This is a genomic window from Vreelandella venusta, from assembly GCF_044809155.1.
Taxonomy (GTDB): Bacteria; Pseudomonadota; Gammaproteobacteria; order Pseudomonadales; family Halomonadaceae; genus Vreelandella; species Vreelandella venusta_B.
Window position 1 is genome coordinate 754,912 of sequence record NZ_CP085241.1, and the last position, 17,612, is coordinate 772,523.

Annotated in this window: 14 protein-coding genes; 10 read left to right on the plus strand and 4 right to left on the minus strand. The window is 56.7% G+C overall.

Annotation, left to right across the window (positions count from 1 at the left end; genetic code table 11):
• Positions 1-10 precede the first annotated feature (10 nt).
• Positions 11-619, minus strand: coding sequence for a CDP-alcohol phosphatidyltransferase family protein (locus LG301_RS03625; protein ID WP_404473524.1), 609 nt, complete (start codon positions 617-619; stop codon positions 11-13).
• Positions 620-890: 271 nt separating this feature from the next.
• On the opposite strand from LG301_RS03625, the gene LG301_RS03630 reads away from it, so the two are divergent.
• From LG301_RS03630 to LG301_RS03650, 5 genes are all read left to right on the plus strand, one after another.
• A complete protein-coding gene (locus LG301_RS03630) occupies positions 891-2,531 on the plus strand; it encodes an SLC13 family permease (RefSeq protein ID WP_404475160.1) in 1,641 nt (546 codons plus the stop codon).
• Between the two features lie 108 nt (positions 2,532-2,639).
• Positions 2,640-3,788, plus strand: coding sequence for an exonuclease SbcCD subunit D (locus LG301_RS03635; protein WP_404473525.1), 1,149 nt, complete (start codon positions 2,640-2,642; stop codon positions 3,786-3,788).
• Entirely contained in the window at positions 3,785-6,388 is a 2,604-nt protein-coding gene (locus tag LG301_RS03640) for an AAA family ATPase (RefSeq protein ID WP_404473527.1), read from the plus strand. The genes LG301_RS03635 and LG301_RS03640 overlap by 4 nt, the downstream gene beginning before the upstream one ends.
• A 105-nt stretch (positions 6,389-6,493) precedes the next feature.
• The gene (locus LG301_RS03645) at positions 6,494-7,237 is read left to right on the plus strand and encodes a tellurite resistance TerB family protein (protein ID WP_404473529.1); all 744 of its coding nucleotides are present in this window, start codon (positions 6,494-6,496) and stop codon (positions 7,235-7,237) included.
• Positions 7,237-7,716, plus strand: a complete 480-nt coding sequence (locus LG301_RS03650) for a phosphatidylglycerophosphatase A (protein WP_404473531.1) — start codon at positions 7,237-7,239, stop codon at positions 7,714-7,716. Before LG301_RS03645 ends, LG301_RS03650 begins: the two co-directional genes overlap by 1 nt.
• Positions 7,717-7,831: 115 nt before the next feature.
• Here LG301_RS03650 and LG301_RS03655 read toward each other — a convergent pair whose 3' ends face one another.
• From LG301_RS03655 to LG301_RS03665, 3 genes are all read right to left on the minus strand, one after another.
• The gene (locus LG301_RS03655) at positions 7,832-9,214 is read right to left on the minus strand and encodes an NAD-dependent succinate-semialdehyde dehydrogenase (protein WP_404473533.1); all 1,383 of its coding nucleotides are present in this window, start codon (positions 9,212-9,214) and stop codon (positions 7,832-7,834) included.
• Between the two features lie 229 nt (positions 9,215-9,443).
• Positions 9,444-10,073: a peptide-methionine (S)-S-oxide reductase MsrA gene (gene msrA / locus LG301_RS03660; RefSeq protein WP_404473535.1), complete on the minus strand. Its 630-nt coding sequence runs from the start codon at positions 10,071-10,073 to the stop codon at positions 9,444-9,446.
• 107 nt (positions 10,074-10,180) lie between these two features.
• On the minus strand, positions 10,181-11,083 hold the full coding sequence (locus tag LG301_RS03665; protein WP_404473536.1) for a LysR family transcriptional regulator: 903 nt from the start codon (positions 11,081-11,083) through the stop codon (positions 10,181-10,183).
• 139 nt (positions 11,084-11,222) lie between these two features.
• On the opposite strand from LG301_RS03665, the gene LG301_RS03670 reads away from it, so the two are divergent.
• From LG301_RS03670 to LG301_RS03690, 5 genes are all read left to right on the plus strand, one after another.
• A complete protein-coding gene (locus LG301_RS03670; RefSeq protein ID WP_404473537.1) occupies positions 11,223-12,734 on the plus strand; it encodes a CoA-acylating methylmalonate-semialdehyde dehydrogenase in 1,512 nt (503 codons plus the stop codon).
• A gap of 26 nt (positions 12,735-12,760) precedes the next feature.
• Entirely contained in the window at positions 12,761-14,416 is a 1,656-nt protein-coding gene (locus LG301_RS03675; RefSeq protein ID WP_404473539.1) for a GMC family oxidoreductase, read from the plus strand.
• Positions 14,417-14,614: 198 nt separating this feature from the next.
• Positions 14,615-14,818: a cold-shock protein gene (locus LG301_RS03680; protein ID WP_009101184.1), complete on the plus strand. Its 204-nt coding sequence runs from the start codon at positions 14,615-14,617 to the stop codon at positions 14,816-14,818.
• Between the two features lie 254 nt (positions 14,819-15,072).
• A complete protein-coding gene (locus LG301_RS03685; RefSeq protein ID WP_404473541.1) occupies positions 15,073-16,842 on the plus strand; it encodes an SLC13 family permease in 1,770 nt (589 codons plus the stop codon).
• A gap of 73 nt (positions 16,843-16,915) precedes the next feature.
• Positions 16,916-17,581, plus strand: a complete 666-nt coding sequence (locus LG301_RS03690; protein WP_404473542.1) for an alpha/beta hydrolase — start codon at positions 16,916-16,918, stop codon at positions 17,579-17,581.
• Positions 17,582-17,612: the final 31 nt, after the last annotated feature.

Here is a 17,612-nt window from a genome sequence, read left to right on the forward strand (position 1 = left end):
GACCGTGCCGCTAGCGTAGGGTCCAGTAGCCTCCCCATAGCCGTGTGGCCGTCGTTATCATACAAGCGGCGGCAAACAGGCCCGCGAGCCATGGAAAATACTCAGGAAATAAGCAGAAGAGCACTAACGCGATAACGGTTTCTGTGCCTTCGGTTAATCCCTCTAAATAGTAAAACGCCTTTTGTGGAAAGTTTGGCCGTTCGACGTTGCGTGCTTTCGCCGCGATAGCAAAGGCTAAAAACGAGGTACCTGTGCCAATAAAAGCGAACAGTAACACTGCTGCGGCTAGCGCATTTTGTGCAGGATTCGCCAGCGCGAACCCCAGTACGACCGCTGCATAAAAGACAAAATCCAACCCGATATCGATAAACCCACCCGCATCGCTCTGCTGGCCGCTTAGCCGGGCAAGGGCGCCATCCAGTCCATCACCCAGGCGGTTGAGTAAAACTGCCATCAGTGCCCAGGCGTAATATTCAAAGGCTAACAGCGGGAGCGCGCTCATCCCCACCAAAAAAGCGACTAATGTGACTTGGTCAGGGGAGACCTTCCAGTTATGGAGATGCCGAGCGAGGCGGGCAAGCGGTCGGTGGGTTAACGGCATAGTAAAGCGGTCGAGCACGTGAGTACCTCCTTGGAAAATGGCTCTAACCTACCGTGATCAGCCTGACATGTCATGCAAGGGGAGTGGGCGCTATCGAATACAACTAAAGTATTTAGACTTTGGTTGTAATTACCACTAATTAACTGGACTAATACGTGGCTTGCGTGAATAAAGGGCACCCAAAAGCCGGCTAGGCTGGTTTGAATACGCCATAAGGGTTTGCTGAGCGAAGCGCCCTTTCGATCACCTGACTGCGAGCGGTACTTTGAAAATGCGCAGAACTGCCACGATGACACTGTGGGAGTCGCTTTGGCACTCCCATGACCAAGTCAAAAACCTCCTGATGTGCGCGTTGCCAACCACGGGGAAAGGGAGCGCCTCTCTAGGTTCTTCAGAAAAACGGCAGAGCAGTGGCGACAAGCCGCCACGCCCACCCGCCTATAACACCGCTCAAAAAGTGGGTTTGCTGCTAGGGCCGATGCTGTTTGCCTTTGTCGTGCTGTTTTTCCACCCTGCAGACCTAAGCTTTGAAGGCCGCATGGTGCTTGCCACCACGCTGTGGGTCGCCGTTTGGTGGATAACCGAAGCGATCCCCATTCCGGTGACATCGCTGTTGCCCATTGTTTTATTGCCGATTACAGGGGCGCTGGAGAGCAGTGCCGTCACGGCGGCTTACGGCAATCCGATTATCTTCCTTTTCCTCGGCGGTTTTATGATTGCCCTGGCCATGGAGAAGTGGGACCTGCACAAGCGTATCGCCCTCACCATTATTTCGCTGCTGGGTACGAGCATTAACAGCATTGTGTTCGGCTTTATGGCGGCCACCGGCTTTCTATCGATGTGGGTCTCCAATACCGCGTCGGTCATGATGATGCTGCCTATCGGCACCGCGATTGTGTATCAAGTCACCCAGGAGCTGAGTAAAAGCGGGGGAGACCACAGCGAAGACATCGATAAATTCAGTAAAGCGCTGATTTTTGGCGTCGGCTACGGCGGCACCATCGGTGGCTTAGGTACCCTGATTGGTACGCCGCCCAATATCATCCTGGCAGCCATTGTGAATGAGCTGTTTGGCGTTGAGATCACCTTTGCCAGCTGGATGATGTTTGCGTTCCCGGTTGTGGTGGTGCTGCTCTTTATTGGCTGGGTGATGCTGACGCGCTTTATTTACCCGATTAAATTCACCAACCTCCCAGGGGGCAAAGCGCTCATTGCTAAGGAGAAGGAAGCGCTGGGTAGCATCACGTTTGAAGAGAAAGCGGTGTTGGGGGTTTTCCTATTTGCAGCGTTTTTCTGGATTACCCGCTCGTTCTTGTGGCAGGGGCAGATACTCGCGATTCCCGGAATTAACGACACTATGATCGCTATTTTTGCGGCGATCCTGCTGTTTTTAATCCCATCGCCTAATAAAGGTGGCTGCTTGCTGGGGTGGGATGTGGCGAAAGACGTGCCGTGGGGCATCTTGCTACTGTTTGGTGGTGGTTTGGCGATTGCTGCTGGTTTTGGCTCCTCTGGCTTAGCGGCGTGGATCGGTGGTCAGATGAGCGTGCTGGAAGGGGTTAACTTCTTGCTGGTGATTCTGTTAGCTGCGGGCATGGTGCTGTTCTTGACTGAAATTACCTCAAACACCGCCACCGCCACAATGATCCTTCCGGTGCTGGCGTCGCTGGCGCTGGCGCTGGATATTCATCCGTTCGTGCTCATGGTTCCGGCGGCCATGGCAGCCAACTGCGCCTTTATGCTGCCGGTGGGAACGCCGCCGAACGCGATTATTTTTGCGACCGGTAAGATCAAAATTATCGAAATGGTGCGCAATGGGTTCTGGCTGAATATTTTCGCGCTGCTGCTGATTGTCGCGTCGGTGTATTTCTTGTTGCCCCTGCTGTGGGGAATCGATTTAACCACCTATCCAGATGCCTTCCGAAACTAACGCCCCCATAGAATGTAGAGATTACCCCGCCACCGTGCGGGGTTTTTGTTGGGTAGAGGGTGGGTGGCATTGTTATGATGAGGCATCATTTTTCATCTTGAGCCTGTCATGCGTCTACTACATACCGCCGATTGGCACCTGGGGCGGCTGTTTCACAACCTCTCACTGCTGGACGACCAGCGCCATGTGCTAAATCAGCTGCTGGAGATTGTTGACTGCGAGGCGGTGGACGCCGTGCTGATCGCCGGGGATATTTACGACCGTTCGGTGCCGCCCGCCGCCGCCGTAACGCTACTGGATGCTGTACTTGGCGAACTGTGTGAAAAGCGCGGCTTGCCGGTGATTATGATTTCTGGCAACCACGACGGCGCTGAGCGCCTTGGTTTCGGCGCACGCCACCTGCGCCAGGCTGGTTTGCATATTTTGTCTGATCTATCCGTTTGCGAGCACCCGGTGACGCTGTCGATTAACGGGGCAGAGGTGGATGTATTCGGCATTCCCTACGCCGACCCAGAGTATGTGCGCAGTGAGTTTGGCGTAGACGTGCGCGACTTTGACGGCGCCCATCGCTACTTGGTTGAACGTATCAACGCCCAGCGCCAAGCAGGCCGCCCCACGGTGCTGATGAGCCACTGCTTTGTGGATGGCGGCAGTGCCAGCGATTCCGAACGCCCGCTCACGTTAGGTGGGGCGGAAAGCGTGGCGTGGGAGCCGATGCAGGACTTTGACTACGTGGCGCTTGGCCACCTTCACGGGCCGCAGTATCGCGGCGGCGAGCATATTCGCTACAGCGGCTCGCTGCTGAAATACAGCTTCTCAGAGGCTAACCAGCGTAAAGGCGTCACGCTGGTGGATATTGGCCCCGAGGGCGTGAGCCAGATTGCACACCGCCCGCTGCTGCCCAAGCGACATGTGCGCGTGCTGGAAGGCGAACTGGCTGAGCTGCTGGCGCTGGGCAGAGCCGATACCCAGGCCGATGACTATCTACTCGTTCGTTTGACCGACCGTCATGCGATTCTTGACCCCATGGGCAAGCTGCGCGAGGTTTACCCTAACGTGCTGCATTTAGAGAAGCCCGGCATGTTGGAAGCCCAAGGGCGTCAGCAGCTAGACCGCGAGCGGCTCACGTTCAGCGCGCTGGACATGTTTAGCGATTTCTTTACCCAAACCAGCGGAGACGCCATGAGTGATGAGCAGGCCAGTGCCATGCGCGAACTCATCACCACTCTGAGCCGCGAGCAGGAGGGCCAGCCATGACGCCGCTAACGCTTACCATGCAGGCATTTGGCCCCTTTGCGGGTACAGAGACCATCGACTTTACGGCGCTGGGTAAAAGCCCGCTATTTCTGATTAACGGCCCCACGGGTGCCGGTAAAAGCTCAATCCTCGATGCCATCTGCTTTGCTCTTTACGGCCAAACCACCGGCAACGAGCGCGATGCTGGCCAAATGCGCTGCGATCAGGCGAACCCAAACCTGCTCACCGAAGTGACCCTGGATTTTCGTCTGCGCGATTGTGCTTACCGAGTGCGTCGGGTGCCGCAGCAGGAGCGCCCTAAAGCCACGGGGGAGGGCACTACCACGCAAAACGCCGAAGCCCAGCTGTGGCGGCTGACCCCAGAAGGTGAAAAAGAGGAGTGCCTGGTGGCGCGTAAGGTCACCGATGCCAACAGCCAGCTGCACGCTTTAATTGGCCTGGATGCTAACCAGTTTCGCCAAGTGATGGTGCTGCCCCAGGGGAAGTTTCGTGAGCTGCTGTTAGCAGAATCGAAGGACCGCGAGAAAATTTTTTCTCAGCTGTTTCAAACCCAGATTTTTCAGCGCATTGAAGAGCGCCTGCGTACCCAGGCGAATCAAATAGAGCGAGCGGTGAATGATCATCGTCAGCGGGTGCAGGGGATGCTCGCGGCCAGCGATGTTGAGAGCGAAGCCGCCCTTAACGACGCGCTCGCTGAGCTGGCGCCTGGTTACGAAAACGCCAAGCGTGACGTCGTCAGCGCCAGCGAGCAGCGCGAGCAGGCGGTGGCCGCTGCCCAAGCGGGCAGGGCACTTGCCCGCCAGTTTGAACAGCATGCCGTGCTGGTCAGCGCTAAAGCGGCCCTGCTAGAGCAGCAGCCCGCGGTGCAGCAGGCCCAAGAGCAGCTTCGCCAACACGAGCAAACCCAGCCGCTGGCAACGCTGTTCTACACGCTGCAAGGTGCCCAGAAAAACGCTGCCTCAGCCCAGCAACATCGCCACGCCGCCGAGCAGGCCATTGCCCCCCGACAGGCCGACCACCAGCAGGCGCAAGCGGCGCTAGAGGAGGCCAATGCCCAGCATGCCAAACTGCCCGCGCTGCAGCGCCAAGCCTATGAGTTGGAGCAGTCGATTGCTACGCGTCAGGAGCTTGCCACGCGCGAAGAGCAGCACCAAGCGCTCGCCAGTCAGGCGGCTCAAGCCCTTGAATCGGCTGAGCAAAAGCAGCGTGCTGCCCAGCAGCAAGAGCAGTACGCCATTGAGCAGGAGGTGCGCTGGCACCAGGGCCAGGCAGCGCTGCTTGCTCAGCAGTTGGAAAACGACCAACCCTGCCCGGTGTGTGGCAGCCGTGAGCACCCAGCGCCTGCCACTCCTGCCCAGGCGCTGGTGACGCAACAGGCGGTGAAGCAGGCGCGAGACGCCCACGAGCGTGCCCGCCAAGCCTGGGTGAACGCTCAGCAAACCGCCCAGCGCCTGGAGCAGCAGGCCGGCCACCTAGACGAGCAGTGCCAGCAACTGCGCCAGCAGTTAGGCGAAGCCACCTCGCTGGATGCTTTGAAAGCGTCGCTGGCCAGCGTAAAACGCGAGATGGACACCTGCGAGCGGACGTGGAACGCCGCCCATACCCAGGCCCAAGCCGCTCAAACGGCGCTAACCCAAGCACAAACCACGCTAACCGAGAGCGCCCAGCGCCAGATTGAGGCGCAGTGCGCCTTGGAAACTGCCCAAAGCGAGTGGCAAGCCGCGCTGCAGGCCAGCCCGTTTAGCGATGAGCAAGCGTTCAACGCTGCCCGCTTAGAAGGGCCGGATCAGCGGCGCCTGAGCGAGAGCGTCGCGCGCTTTCAGCAGGAGTTGGCAAAGCTAGAAGGGCAGCTGGAGGCCAGCGAGCCGCTGCTGGAAGGCAAGACACTCCCCGATGTTGCCGCTCTCAACGCCAACGCCGAAGCGACTAAAGCCCACGAGGAGGCGTGCCGCCAAACGTATCAGCGCTTGGCGGCACGCGTTAATCAGCTCACCGACACCCAGCAGCGCCTGGCGGATGCCCGCCGTGCAGAAGCCGCACTGGAGGAGCAGTACACGCTGTGGGGCACGTTGAGTGAAGTCGCCAACGGGCGTACCGGTCACCGGATTAGCCTGCAGCGGTTTGTGCTAGGCGTGCTGCTGGACGATGTGCTGATACAGGCCTCAGAGCGGCTGCTACGCATGAGCCGCGGACGCTATCAGTTAGTGCGTCGCGAAGACCCGTCCAAAGGCAATAAAGCGTCGGGGTTGGAACTGGACGTGGCCGATACCTACACCGGTAAGAGTCGCCCGGTGGCAACGCTTTCCGGCGGGGAGTCGTTTATGGCGGCGCTGTCGTTGGCGTTGGGGCTTTCTGACGTGGTGCAGGCCTATGCAGGGGGTATTCAGTTGGATACGCTATTTATTGATGAGGGCTTTGGTAGCCTTGATCAGGATGCCTTAGACCAAGCCATCGCTATGCTCAGTGAGCTACAAATGGGCGGGCGAATGATTGGGATCATCTCTCATGTCAGCGAACTCAAGGAGCAAATGCCTGTCCGTGTTGACGTGCGCGCCAGCCGACTGGGTAGCTCGGTGGAAGTGAAGGGTGCGCTGCTTTAATCCCTGGGGCGGCGTTAATTCATGCTGCGTTCATACAGCATGTTTTATAACGTGAGTGAATCGTCTAGCGAGATCCAGACGTAATGTCTACGTAGGAGTGCAAGGATGAACGCAAGCAAAATTTTACAGCAGCTGATGAACCAAGCTAGCAGCAGCAACCGTAGTGGAAGCAGCGGCAGCGGTTTTGATGTAAAGGGCGTTATTGATGGTTTATCACGTCAGTTAGGCGGCGATAACAGCGGCGGCCAGAATTCGCGTCAAGGCGGCTCCAGCGCCAGCGGTTTTGATATGAAGAGCCTGTTAGGCGGAGGCGCTATGGGGCTGCTGGTTGGCTCCAAGCGTGGCCGTAGCATGGGCGGTAAAGCACTTAAGTATGGCGCCATTGCCGGTGTAGGTGCGTTGGCTTGGAAAGCATGGCAAAGCGCCCAGGATAAGAAAGGGGCTGAGGCTTCGTCTGCTGAAGGTGAGCGCGTCGAGGTGCTCAGCGGTGAGTATCAAGAGCGCCGCAGCTTAGAGCTGCTGCAAGCGATGATTATGGCTGCCCGGGCCGATGGTCATATCGATGAACAGGAGCAGGCGCTGATTACCGATCAAATCGATGCCCTCGGCGCTGACCAAGAGATGCATCGCTGGGTGGAGCAGCAGCTCAACGCGCCGCTGGATGCCCAGGCGCTCGCCCGCGAAGCGGACTCCCCTCAGGCGGCTCGTGAGATGTATCTGATTAGCGTGGCGGTGATTGATGACCAGAACCCCATGGAGCGGGCATGGTTGGACCAACTCGCCAGCGCCTTGAACCTGACGCCAGACATGGCGGCTGAGCTTGAGCGTCAGGCACAGCAGGCAGGTTGATGCTCGATACGCTTAATTTTTGGCTAGCCACCAGCTTTGGGCTGGGGCTGGCACCTATTGCGCCGGGCACCGTGGGTGCGCTGCTCGGCGTGCCGCTTGCGTGGTGGCTGTTAGGTCGTCCGGTGGGACAACAAGCTGGCATCATGGCACTACTGCTAGTAGCGGCGGTGCCGGTGTGCCACATGGCGGCGTGGCACTACGATGGCTTAGACCATGGCAGCATCGTCGCCGATGAGTATGTTGCCTTTCCGCTGGTGGTGCTGGGGCTTAAAGCCGCTCGGCATCCGTTGATATTAGCCTTGGCATTTGGCGTCTACCGCTTTTTTGATGCCTTAAAACCACCGCCCATTCATGTGGCGGAGTATGTGACCGGCGGGTTGGGCATTGTCCTGGATGATGTGATTGCCGCGCTGGTAAGCTGGCTGGTGATTGCACTGATTGTGACGCTCTGGCAGCGTCGGCAGCGGCAAATAGCCTAACGCCATTCATAAAAACGCTGCCCACAAAAAATGCCGCAGGTCGTGAAAGCGACACTGCGGCATTTTTGTGGCTGACGTTCTTTCAGCCTATCGCTGGGCGGTAGGCGTGGTGATATTAGCTTTGCACAACAATAACCGACTTGATGTTCACAAACTCAAGCATCCCAAAGCCGCCGTGCTCACGACCATAGCCTGAGTCTTTCACGCCGCCAAAGGGCATTTCGGGCGTTGCGACACCAAAGCCGTTGATAAACACCATGCCGGTATCGAAATACTGGCTGGCAAGCTCGGTAGCACGCTTGATGTCTTTGGAGATTATACCGCCACCTAAGCCGTAGCGGCTGTCGTTGGCAATGCGCATAGCGTCTTCATCATCTTTGGCGCGGATTAGCGCGGCCACCGGGCCAAACAGCTCATCGTCGTAGGCAGGCTGTCCGGGGGTGACGTTATCCAGCACGGTGACCGGGTAGAATGCCCCTTCACCTTCTGGTTTTTCGCCGCCGCAGAGGATTTTCGCGCCTTTGCGTACGCTCTCTTCCACCTGCTTGTGAAGGCCATCGCGCAGGTCGACGCGGGCCATAGGGCCAAGGTCGCTCTCTTTGTGAGAGGGGTCACCTGCTTTCAAGTCTTTCATGCGCGCCACGTAGCGCTCTTTAAACGCTTCGTAGTTTTTCTCGGTAACCACAAAACGCTTAGCTGCCACGCAGGTTTGGCCACCGTTATACACGCGCCCCTTTACGCAGGTGTCTATCGCTATGTCTAAGTCGGCATCGTCCAGCACCAGGTAGGCATCGTTGGAGCCCAGCTCTAGTACTGTCTTTTTCAGATGTTCGGCGGCTTTGGCGGCCACCTTGCGGCCAGCGCCGTCGCTGCCGGTAAGGGTCACGCCACGCACGGCGTTATGGGCGATCACGGTGTCGGAAACATCGTGTGAAATTACTAGCGTGCGGAAGACGTTTTCCGGCAGGCCCGCTTCGCGATAAATTTTTTCCAGCAGCAGACCGCTGCCCGTCACGTTTTCAGCGTGTTTCAGCAGCACGCTGTTGCCCGCCATAATATTGGCAATCGAGTAGCGCACGACTTGGTAAGCAGGGAAGTTCCACGGCTGAATGCCGTAAATCACGCCCATGGGGGAATAGGTAACAATGCCGCGCTCGCCGTTGCTGGGTTTGCGCTCTTCATCGGCAAGCTTGGTAGGGCCGTGTTCGGCGGTGTAATTGCAAATGCCGACGCAAAGATCTACTTCTTGGCGCGCTTGCGATGGCAGCTTACCCATCTCTTTGACCATTAGGTCGGTAAGCGCTTCTTTGTGCGCACTCATCGCTTCGCCAATGGCTTTCACTACGTTGGCGCGGTGTTCAAGCGACTTTAGCCGCCAATCTAAAAACGCCTCGTGACTGGCTTCAACGATTTGCTTGGCCTTACGCTCATCCATCAGCGTATAGGTCTCCAGCGTTTCGCCGGTGGTCGGGTTTACTGTCTTGATCGTGTTGCTCATAAGATCTCCTATCTTTAGATCAACGGGGCGTTTAATTAGATAGAGCAGCCTTTTAGCCGACTGGTCTATTTGTGCTGGCCTTTTACCTTAGTAGAGAAATGGCGTTTTGCCCAAATCAGTGATTGGCCATTACGTAAAGCTATCGATGAGGCAAGGTGGAACATAAATCGTTCCATAGAAACGCCAAGGCGTATTAACAGCCTGACGTTTTATGGCGTGCAGTGGTGGATTATTCGAAGGTTGGGCCGCCGGCCTCCGCGCCCCATACTTCTTCTAGGCGGTCATCACGGCCGCAGCTCAAACGATAGAAGCGATAGCGGAGTGGGTTTTTTTCATAATAATTCTGGTGGTACTCTTCGGCTTCCCAAAACTCGGCAGCGGGTAAGATATCGGTCGTGATCTCTTGATCAAACCTAGCTTCCATCTCGGCTTTTGAGGCTTCCGCTAATTGCCGCTGTTCATCGTCGCTGTAGAAGATAGCTGAGCGATAATGGTCACCGACATCGCAAAACTGACGGTTGACGGCGAAGGGATCTATATTGCGCCAGAAAACCTCCAGAAGCTGTTCGTAGCTAATCTGGCTTTCGTCGTACTCGATTTGTACGACTTCTATATGACCGGTACCACCGCGAGACACCTGCTCGTAGGTAGGGTTCTCAAGCTCGCCGCCCATATAGCCTGAAATAGTGGCGCTGACGCCCGGCTGTTTATCGTAGGGAGGCTCCATGCACCAAAAACACCCGCCCGCAAATGTGGCCGATGCAGGGGATTGTTCCTGGGCATAAGCCGAGACGCCGGTAGCGCTAGCGGCTGCCAGTGCGCAAAGCGCCAAGGGGCGAAGGTGGGCAAAACGAGACATAAGTAGCGCTCCTATATACAGAAAAAGTCATTGCTGAGTAGGAGTCGGCGAACGACGCTAGGTTCCAATAACGTATACATAAAACGGCAGCAGCGTACATTAAGTGTCTAACCTGGCCGGTGGGGCCACACGGTATCCAGCGTATCTAGCGCTGCTTTAATAGTGGCTTCTGTCGCGCGATCGTTACGCCATATCAAACTAAGGGCGCAGGGCAGGCGGACGTTATCGGCGACAGCCAAGCCGCTCTCCTGACGTTCGGCCATGGCCAGCGCATCCCGCGCTAAGCTAAGCCCCACGCCTGCGCGCACTAAATCCAGCATGCAGGCTTCTTGGTCGACCTGGGCGACGCGGTTAGGCGTAGCGCCGCTCTCGGCCAACGCGCGGTTTAGCAGCCGGTGATGGGCTGAAACGGGGGGTGTGACTATCCAGGGTAGCTGTGCCAACACGTCCCAGCGGGTATCCGCCAGCTTAGCTTCCCAGCCCGGCGGGGCCACTACGTGGTAGTGAAAGTGGGTCAGCTCTCGCCATGCCAGTGCGCTGTTGCCAGTGCCTTCCCCAGGCGGGGCGAGAAAAAAGCCTACATCCAGTTCGCCCTGCTCCACACTACCCAATACGCTTCCGCTCATTCCGTGGTGCAACTCCGTTTCCAGCTGCGGGGCGCGAGCCATCAAGCGGCTAAGGAAGTCGCCTAAACGAATAAACTCGGGGTCGACAATGGTGCCAATGCGAAGTTTGCCGCGCAGCGTGCTGTGTAAAGCGCTGGCGCTCTGCTCAAAGGCCAGTGCGCTGGCCAGGGCATTTTCAGCGGCGGGCAGCAGCGCATATCCATCGGCAGTGAGCGTTAGCCCTTGCGGGCGGCGGGTAAACAGCGTGAGCCCCAGGTGCTGCTGCAGTTGCTTTAATTTCAAGCTGACAGCGGGCTGTGTGAGGTGAAGCTGCTCGGCCGCCCGTGACACGCTGCCCGTACGTGCAACGGTGACAAAGGCGCGTAGCGCTGCGTACTCCTGCATGGAACGGCTCCTAAACAGCGGTGTGTTATTAGAATAGCTTATATCTGGGTTTAAAATTTCTCAATTGATCGCCCTGTAAAGCGCGGTAGGCTGTTGGGTTACCACTGATCACTTAAGTTCTCGTTATAAAGGTAGCCCCATGACAACAACAGCGATTCAACATTTCATCAATGGCCAGGTAAGCGCCGGCAGTTCGCCGAATACCCAAGACGTCTTTAATCCTGCTACCGGCAAGGTCACGGGGCAGGTAGCGCTGGCCTCCCAGGCGGATGTGGACTCCGCTGTGCAGTCTGCGCAGGCTGCTTTTCCCGCTTGGGCGGATACCCCGCCCATACGTCGCGCCCGGGTGCTGTTTAAGTTTTTGGAGCTATTAAACGCTCATAAAGATGAGCTGGCCGAGGCAATTACCAAAGAGCACGGCAAGGTGTTCACCGATGCCCAGGGTGAGGTTGCCAGGGGAATCGATATTGTTGAATTCGCCTGCGGTATTCCTCAGCTGCTGAAAGGCGACTACACCGAGCAGGTCAGCACCGGCATCGACAACTGGACGCTGCGCCAGCCGCTGGGCGTGGTTGCGGGCATTACGCCGTTCAATTTCCCTGTCATGGTGCCGATGTGGATGTTCCCCATCGCCATTGCGGCGGGTAATACGTTTATCTTAAAACCCAGCCCCCTCGACCCTAGCGCGTCATTAATGATGGCCGATTTGCTTAAACAAGCGGGCCTGCCCGATGGTGTGTTTAACGTGGTGCAGGGCGATAAAGATAGCGTAGAAGCGCTGATTGACCATCCGGATGTTAAAGCGCTGTCGTTTGTGGGTTCCACGCCGATTGCTAACCTGATTTACGAACGCGGTGCGAAGCACGGCAAGCGCGTACAGGCGCTGGGTGGGGCTAAAAACCACATGGTGGTGATGCCCGATGCCAACCTGGATAAAGCGGTGGATGCGCTCATTGGCGCCGCCTACGGCAGTGCGGGCGAACGCTGTATGGCGATCAGCGTGGCCGTGCTGGTGGGCGATGTAGCCGATAAAATCATACCAATGCTCACCGAACGGGCGAAAGCGCTGAAAGTAAAAGACGGCATGCAGCTGGATGCGGAAATGGGTCCGATTGTGACTCAGCAGGCGCATCAGCGGATTACCGGCTATATCGAAAAAGGCGTGGCCGAAGGCGCCGAGCTAGTTGTCGATGGCCGCGCGTTTGATGCTGGACAGACCGGCGACGGCTGTGGGGAAGGTTTCTGGATGGGCGGCACGCTGTTTGACAACGTGACGCCGGAGATGACGATCTATAAAGAGGAGATCTTCGGCCCTGTCTTGGCATGTGTGCGAGTGCCGGATGTTGCCACTGCCATCCAACTGATCAACGACCATGAGTTTGGCAACGGGGTCAGCTGCTTTACTGAAAGTGGCAGCGTTGCCCGTGAATTTGGCCGCCGTATTCAGGTGGGCATGGTAGGCATCAACGTGCCGATTCCCGTACCGATGGCGTGGCACGGCTTTGGCGGCTGGAAGCGGTCACTGTTCGGCGATACCCACGCTTACGGAGAAGAGGGCGTGCGCTTCTATACCAAACAGAAATCCATCATGCAGCGCTGGTCAGACTCCATCGACGCGGGTGCTGAATTCGTGATGCCCACGGCGAAGTAACGCCACCACGTTACGGGAGCCAGCACATGTCAGATGCTGCTAATAACAATTTTGATTACATCGTGATCGGCGCAGGCACCGCAGGGTGCCTGCTGGCCAATCGACTAAGCGCCAATCCGAATAACAGGGTGCTGCTGGTTGAAGCGGGCAGGCCGGACAACTACCACTGGATTCATATTCCGGTGGGGTATCTCTACTGTATCAATAACCCGCGGACTGACTGGCTGTTTCGCACTGAGCCTGACAAGGGGCTTAACGGCCGCTCACTGATCTATCCCCGCGGCAAAACCTTGGGCGGCTGTTCCAGTATTAACGGTATGCTTTACCTGCGCGGCCAGGCGAGGGATTACGACCACTGGGCTGAACTGACCGGCGATGACGCCTGGCGCTGGGATAACTGCTTGCCAGACTTCATGAAGCACGAAGACCATCACCGGCTGGATGATGGTGGTGACGGCGATGCTGAGCACCGTCGTTACCACGGTCATGGTGGCGAGTGGCGAATCGAAAAGCAGCGTTTGAGTTGGGAGGTACTGGATGACTTCGCCGAAGCGGCGGTTCAAGCCGGTATTCCGCGCACTGACGATTTCAACCGCGGCGACAATGAAGGCGTTAACTACTTCGAGGTTAACCAGCGAAGCGGCTGGCGTTGGAATACTTCCAAGGCATTTTTACGGCCGATTAAGCAGCGCACTAACCTGACGGTTTGGCACTCTACCCACGTCAATCGCCTGCTGTTTGAGCACCAAGAGGGCATGCCGCACTGCGTGGCTGCAGAGCTTCTACGCGAGGGAAAAACGCTCAAGGTGTCGGTCAATAAAGAGGTGGTGCTGAGTGCGGGGGCCATCGGCTCGCCGCAGATATTGCAGCTTTCCGGGATTGGCGCGCCCGAGCTGCTGAAACGCCACGGTATAGAGGTAGTAGAAGCGCTGCCCGGCGTGGGCGAAAACCTGCAGGATCACCTGCAGATTCGCTCTGTGTATAAGGTGAAAGGGGCGAAAACGCTCAATACCATGGCCAGCACGCTGCTAGGTAAAGCAAAGATTGGCGTGGAGTATGTGCTTAAGCGTACGGGGCCGATGAGCATGGCGCCGTCACAGCTGTGTATCTTTACGCGCAGCTCTGAGGCGTATCAGCACGCGAATATTGAGTATCACGTTCAGCCGTTAAGCCTGGATGCGTTTGGTCAACCGTTGCATAACTTCCCTGCGATTACCGCCAGTGTTTGTAATCTCAACCCCACCAGCCGCGGCCGCGTGCAGATTAAAAGCCGTAATCCACAAACGGCACCGGCCATCGAGCCTAACTACCTGAGCACGGAAGAGGATCGTAAGGTCGCGGCGGACTCACTGCGGGTCACGCGGCGTATTGCCGAGCAGCAGGCATTTGCTAAGTATCAGCCAGAAGAGTTTAAGCCAGGGCTTGAGTATCAGAGCGACGAAGCGTTGGCGACGTTGGCGGGCGATATTGGTACGACGATTTTCCATCCGGTAGGCACCGCGAAGATGGGCCGTGACGATGATCCGATGGCGGTTGTTGACTCAAAACTTCGGGTCAGGGGCGTCAATGGGTTACGCGTGGTAGATGCCAGTATCATGCCGACGATCACCAGCGGGAATACCAATTCGCCGACGTTAATGATTGCAGAAAAGGCGGCCGGATGGATTTTGGAAGAAAAATAATTGCAATGTCATTTTTTTCCATCATAGTGTTGACGTGCGGCTAAGTTAAGCGCATGCTGAATGCAGTTGGTTAGCAAGTCGAACGTTGTCAGCAGTATCGAACGCCCAAGCGTGAGTCTGGTGAAAGTTTCTTGTTCTACCCACTGCAACTCGGGTATTACCCCGGCTTTATAATTCGCTTTATCGAGGATTTCGATCATGGCAACTGGTACCGTTAAGTGGTTTAACGACACTAAAGGCTTCGGCTTCATTTCTCCGGACGACAATGGCGACGACCTGTTCGCGCACTTCTCCGAAATTCAAGCTGACGGCTTCAAAACTCTGCAAGACGGCCAGAAGGTTTCCTTCGACGTCACCCAGGGTAAGAAAGGCCTTCAGGCTTCTAACATCAAAGTTCTATAATTAGATCCTATGATGTTTGCAACTAGCCCTTAAGGTTAGCTTGCCCAAAAACCCCGCTTTCGAGCGGGGTTTTTTGTTTCTATGCCCGTCTATTCTGTTTCACACCTCACACCTCACACCTCACACGCCATATTCTTTTTTGATCTTACCCTGTTTCTAAAAATAACTTTTTAGAATATATGATTAGCGTCACAATGCTCCCATGCTTTTTTGTTAAGCCTTTTTATAAAGTTTTCTTTTAAGGACGTGGGGTTATGTCGCTGGATGCTTGGATTGCTATTGGGATAGTGCTGACTATCTTCCCTTTGATGGCGCTAACACGTCTTGGCCCCGATATTATTTTAATGGGGGCGGTGGTGGTGTTAATGACGCTGGGGGTGATTGACCCCCAGCAGGCACTGGGTGGTTTTTCAAACAGCGGCCTGTTTACCGTGGCGTTTATGTACGTACTGGTCGCCAGTATTCGTGAAACCGGCGGCATCGATCTTATTATTCGCTATGTGCTGGGCCGCCCTAAAGGCGAGCGGGGTGCGCTGGTAAGGCTGCTGCTGCCGGTGGCATCACTGAGCGGTTTTCTTAATAACACCCCCGTCGTCGCTACCTATATTCCTGCGGTGATGAGCTGGAGTCGTCGGCTACGGCTCTCTCCACAGCGGCTTTTGATGCCGCTGAGCTTCGCGTCTATTCTGGGCGGCACCATCACCCTGTTTGGCACCAGTACGAACCTGGTGGTGCATGGGCTACTGGTCGAGCGCTATCCTGATTTCGCCATGGGGCTGTTTGATTTGGCTTGGGTTGGCATTCCTGTGGCGGTGGTTGGGCTTACTTACCTGATTCTGCTGGGGCCGCGTCTTCTGCCTTCCCGAGAAGGCATGGCAAAAGCCTTTGCTAATCCCCGCGAGTTCACCATTGAGATGGAGGTTGACCCTGCCGGTGTCTTGGTTGACCGCACTGTGGAGGAGGCGGGGCTGCGTCATCTGCAGGAGCTGTTTCTGGTCGAGATAGAGCGTGCCGGTAACGTGGTCAGCGTAGTGGGTCCAGGGGAACAGCTGAAGGGAGGGGATCGGTTAGTGTTTGTAGGCACCTCCGATGCCGCCGTTGAGCTACAGCAGATACGCGGTTTAATTCCTTCTCACGATGGCGCTTCCAGCTTGGAGAAAGAGTTTAAGGAGCGCCGGCTGGTAGAGGCGGTGGTTTCCAATCAGTGCCAATTTATCGGCCAGCGCATTCGCGATGGACGTTTTAGAACGCTATACGGCGCTGCTGTGCTGGCCGTTTGCCGCAGCGGTGAACGGGTGACGGGGAATCTAGGGCAGGTGCGCTTGCAGCCTGCTGATGTGCTGCTGCTGGAAGCGCGCCCGCCGTTTATTGAGCGCCACCGTCAGTCGAAAGACTTCCTGCTGATCAGCGAGCTGAACGGCGCAGCGCGCCCGGTTCATGAAAAAGCCCCGCTGGCCTGGGCCATTTTGCTAGGCGCTGTGCTGCTGGCTGCCTTTGGGGTGTTGAGTATGCTCAATGCCGCGATGCTTGGGGCTGCGCTGGCGCTGTTAACCGGCTGCTGCACCGTGGGGGCTGCTAAGCGGGGATTGGATACTCAGGTGCTGCTGACCATTGCCGCCTCTTTTGGCGTGGGGGCCGCGCTACAAAGCTCCGGTGCCGCCGATGAAATTGCGGGAGGCGCTCTTTCGCTGGTCGCGGGTAGCCCGCTGCTTTTGCTTATTGGTACTTACTGCGTGGTGGCGCTGCTCACGGAGTTAGTCACCAATAATGCCGCCGCAGTGATTATTTTCCCGGTGGTGATGGCCGCCGCCGAAAGCCTGGGGGTTAACCCAATGCCCTATGTGGTGGCGGTTATGTTTGCGGCTTCGGCGAGCTTTCTAACCCCGATTGGCTATCAAACTAACTTAATGGTGCATGGCCCTGGTGGTTATCGAATAAGCGATTTTTTACGTGTAGGCGGTGGTTTAAACGTCCTTACTGGTGCCATTGCGTTGACGCTTATTCCGCTGGTTTGGCCGTTTTAAGCGGACAATGTCTCGCTGTTAACGCTACTTTGCGCTAGGGTGGCGCTTTTAAATTCAGCAAGGAATTAACCCCATGACAGCCCCAGGCGAACTGATTATTGAACCGAAAAATGGTCAACCCGCCGATGCGTGTGTGTTTATCATTCATGGCTTAGGTGCCGATGGGCACGATTTTGAGCCGCTGGTTCCCGCGCTTACGCTACCTGACGATGCGCATGTGCGCTTTATTATGCCCCATGCGCCGCGCCTGCCAGTGACCATTAATGGCGGTATGGTGATGCCCGCTTGGTATGACATTCTGGCCATGGATTTAGGGCGCCGCGTAGACGAAGGCCAGCTGATGAAATCTGCTGAGCGGATTCAGGCACTGATTCAAGAGCAGATCGACCAAGGCATTGATAGCCAGCGCATTATTGTGGCGGGTTTCTCACAGGGTGGGGCTGTTGCTTACCAGGCCGCGCTCTCTTTCCCGCAGCCATTAGGCGGCTTGCTAGCGATGTCGACCTACTTTGCCACCGCCGATAGCATCGAGCCTGCCGATGCGAACCGTCAGGTGCCGATTGAGGTACATCACGGCAACTTCGACCCCATCGTGCCTGAAACCTTGGGCCGCAGCGGTGTCGAGCGTTTAAAGACCCTGGGCTATGAGGTTAATTATCGTCAGTATCCAATGGCGCATGCGCTTTGCCCCCAGCAGGTTGGGGATATTGGCCGCTGGCTGAGCGAGCGTTTAGCCTAGGGCTGCGTCGACAAGTGCCTAAAAGGCAGGC